At 76.8% G+C, this 3,006-nt stretch carries 1 protein-coding gene and 1 pseudogene; both read left to right on the top strand.

Going from position 1 to position 3,006, the window contains the following annotated elements:
* On the top strand, positions 1–1,679 hold a 1,679-nt coding region (locus C667_RS21700; protein ID WP_004384731.1), incomplete at its 5' end, for a baseplate J/gp47 family protein.
* Positions 1,679–3,006, top strand: a pseudogene (locus C667_RS21695) (hypothetical protein); the annotation flags it as partial. The gene C667_RS21700 and the pseudogene C667_RS21695, both read left to right, overlap by 1 nt.

The raw sequence follows: 3,006 nt of genomic DNA, 5'->3' as shown, positions 1-3,006 counted from the left end.
CCGCGCGCCATGCCCTCGGCGGCGGCGACAGCGGCGGCGGCGCGCTGCTCTCGGTAGGCGTGGTGCCGGCGATCACCGCGCCGGCGCTGTTCGAGGAGATCGGCCCGCGCGCCCGTGTGCCGGCGATGTGGGAGATCGTCACCCGCGCCGCCAACGGCATCGACGCCGACTACCTGACGCTCGAGCCGCTGCCGGGCGAGGCCGACGACACCACCGCCGGCCTCACCCGGCCCGGCGTGCTGCGCCTGCCCATGCCCGACGAGGCGCTGATCTGGGCCCCGTCCAACGACGTCGGCGAGAACCCGCGCGCCGGTGTCGGCGACAACCCGCCCCGGCTCGACGACCCCGAGCGCGCCGCGCGCCTGATCGGCTGGCTGCGCCTGCGCCCGCGCCCGGGCAGCGGGGTCGACAGCCTCCGGCTGGCGTGGGTCGGCGTCAACGCGGTGGAGGTGGATCAGCGCTCCACGCTCTCCGGCCGCGTGCTCGGCGTGTCGAGCGGCGCCGGCGACCAGGTCTTCCAGCTCCCCGCCGGCGCGGTGGAGGCGGCGAGCCTGCGCATCGAGGTCGAGCAACCCGGCCAGGGCTACCGCGCGTGGACGCGGGTCGACGAGCTCGCCGCGTTGTCCGCGAACCCCGTGGTCGCGCGCGAGGCGACCGCCTTCGAGCTCGACGCCGAGGCCGGCACCCTGCGCTTCGGCGACGGCGTGCGCGGCCGCGTGCCGGAGCGCCAGATGCGCATCCGCCTGGCCCATGGCCGCTTCGGCGGCGGACGCGCCGGCAACCTGCCGGCGGGCAGCCTCGCCGAGGTCGCCGGCGCGCGCCTGGTCGGCAGCAGGCGCACCCTGCCAGCGATCAAGGTGCTCCAGCCCCTCCCCACCTCGGGTGGCGAGGACGCCGAGAGCCTCGCCGCCGCCGAGCGCCGCATCCCCGCGCTGCTACGCCATCGCGAGCGTGCGGTGACGGCGGAGGACTACCGCTGCCTGGCGCTGGAGGTGCCCGGCGCCGAGGTCGGCCGCGTCGACGTGTTGCCGCGCTTCAAGCCGCGCGAGCGGCGCTTCGACGTCCCCGGCGTGGTCAGCGTGATGGTGCTGCCCGCGCGTGCGCTCGGCCCCGCGCCCAACCCGCGCCCCGACCGCCCCTTCATCGAGCGCGTGCATGCCCACCTCGCCGCGCGCACCCCGCTCGCCACCGAGTGCTACGTGATCGGCTGCGAGTACGTCGCGATCGGCCTGGCGGTGGCGGTCGTGATCCGCGACGGCTTCGCCCGCGAGGCGGTCCTGTTCGAGGTGCGCGAGAACCTGCGCCGCCTGCTCTGGCCGCTGCCGCCCCACGGACCGGGCGGTGCGGGCTGGCCGCTGCGCCGGGCGGTGCGCGAGCGCGAGCTCGAGGTGGAGATCTCGCGCGTCGCCGGCGTCGCCGAGGTCGCCGGCCTCAATCTGTTCGAACGCGGCGAGAGCGACGGCAAGCCGGCTTGGCGCCTGCTCACCCGCAACACCGTCGACGCCTCGCAGCAGCTCGACCTCAGCCCCTGGCAGCTGCCGGAGCTGCTCGGCGTGCTGGTCGTGGATGTCGCGCCCGGCAGCGGCGCGAACGCCGCGCCGTCCTCGCTCGCCGCGCTGCCCAACCCCTTCGCCGACGACAGCGCGGTCGCCGTGCCGGTCGTGCCGGAGGTGTGCTGATGGACGCCAACCGCCAGCGCTTCTGGTTGCTCGCCGACGCGGCCCACTGGCCGTGGCTCGAGCACGTCGATCATCGCCCCGGCTGCCGCGCGCTGCGCCTGGCGAGCGAGCGCAGCCTGGGGGCGATGGTCGACGACGCGGCGGCCATCGCCACCGCGGCGCTGGAGCGCCTGCCGATGGCGATCGACCGCGAGGGCGCGCGCGCCTGGTGGGAAGAGGACGCCGGCGCGCTGCTCGCGCGCAGCCACCTGCCCGGGACGGCCACGCTGCTCGCCCTGCCCGAACGCCCGCGCGACTTCGCCATCGGCCACGACGACGTGCTCATGGTCGCGCTCGCCGAGCGCCTGCTGCTGCACGACCTGCGCGGGCGCTGGCCCGATGCGCTGTTGCCCACCCCCGGATTCCAGGCCTGGCGGGTCGCCGCGGCGCCGGGCGCGGGCGCCTGGCTGCTCGAACGCGGCAGCGGGCGGCTGGCACGCCTCACAGGCTGCATGGCGGTCGCGCGACCGGCCGCGGAGTACGCGGCGGGGACCTTCCGCCCGCAGCCCGAGAATCCGTCGCCGCTGGTGATGCGGGTGCTCGATCCTCTCGCCTGGCTGGCCGGCGAGCGGCCGCAGGCGATGGCGGTCGCCGAGGACGGGCGCCTGGCCTTGCTGTCCTGGTTCAGCGACGGCGAATGCCGGCTCCGCCTGATCGACGCAGAGGGCATGGTCGGTGCCCCGCAAGCGCTCTCCGAGGTGCGCTTCGCCTATGCGCTCGACTGGCTCGGCGACGACCGGATCGCGCTGCGCGTGCCCGGACGCCGCGATGCGCCGGTCTTCGTGCCGCGCGCCAGCGGCGCGGCGGCGAGCCTGGTCGCGAGCGGCGAGGTGTGCCCGCTGCAGCCCGATGCGGTCGAGGCCCCCTTCGCCCATCGCCTCGACCAGCCGCCCCGCTATCCGATCGCCGGTCCGGCGCTCGAGCCGCTGCACCGGCTCTCGGTCTCGCACCTGGCGCGCAGCGGCGAGGCCGCCACCTTCACCCCCGCCCACCCTGCCCACCCGGCCCACCTGATCGACAGCGGCGACCAGGCCACGGTCTGGCATCGCCTCTACGCCGAGGCGCGCCTGCCCGCCGGCTGTGGCTTCATCGCCTGGCTGGCCACCACCGCCGACCCAGTCCCGGACGGCATCGCCGAGTGGCATCCCCATGTGTTCGGCGACATCCCGGAGGCCGACCTGCCCGCGGGCGCGGTTCCGCGCGCCGCCTGGGAGCGCCTGCCCTCCGAACTGCCCGGCCACCCCGGCCTGGGCGCCTGGGGCGCCCCGCAGCCCGGGCGCGCCGGCCT

This window comes from Thauera phenylacetica B4P, from assembly GCF_000310225.1.
Classification (GTDB): Bacteria; Pseudomonadota; Gammaproteobacteria; order Burkholderiales; family Rhodocyclaceae; genus Thauera; species Thauera phenylacetica.
The sequence above is the reverse complement of the archived record's forward strand: the minus strand, read 5'-3'. Positions and strand labels throughout refer to the sequence as shown.